1 protein-coding gene is annotated in these 404 nt (G+C 72.0%); it reads left to right on the top strand.

Going from position 1 to position 404, the window contains the following annotated elements; all coding sequences use genetic code 11:
• On the top strand, positions 1 to 223 hold a 223-nt coding region (locus ABT352_RS40340; RefSeq protein WP_350950349.1), incomplete at its 5' end, for a non-reducing end alpha-L-arabinofuranosidase family hydrolase.
• Between the last annotated feature and the right edge of the window lie 181 nt (positions 224 to 404).

Below are 404 nucleotides of genomic sequence, written 5' to 3'. Positions count from 1 at the left end.
GCAGGCCGCGACCGAGAGCAACCCCTTCGCGGGCAAGGCCAACAGCGGCGCCACCTGGACCAACGACATCAGCCACGGCGAGCTGCTGCGCACCAGCGCCGACCAGACCATGACCATCGACCCCTGCAACCTGCAGCTGCTCTACCAGGGCCGCAGCCCCAGCTCCGGCGGCGACTACGGCCTGCTGCCCTACCGCCCCGGCCTGCTCACCCTGCGGCGCTGACGGACATGACACCGATCCGGACCGGGTGTACCTGACACTCACGGGGAAGGCGCACACCCTCGTCGGGTGAGCGTGATCAGGACCGGCCGGAGACGGAGGGGGGGGGGGGGGGGCGGCCGGCGCACCACCCCCCGGTCGATGGGGCAGCAGAAATAGGGGAGCTCGGGGCGCGGGTGAGAGA

This window comes from Streptosporangium sp. NPDC000563 (assembly GCF_040299985.1).
In the GTDB taxonomy this organism is placed as follows: domain Bacteria; phylum Actinomycetota; class Actinomycetes; order Streptosporangiales; family Streptosporangiaceae; genus Streptosporangium.
The sequence above is the reverse complement of the archived record's forward strand: the minus strand, read 5'-3'. Positions and strand labels throughout refer to the sequence as shown.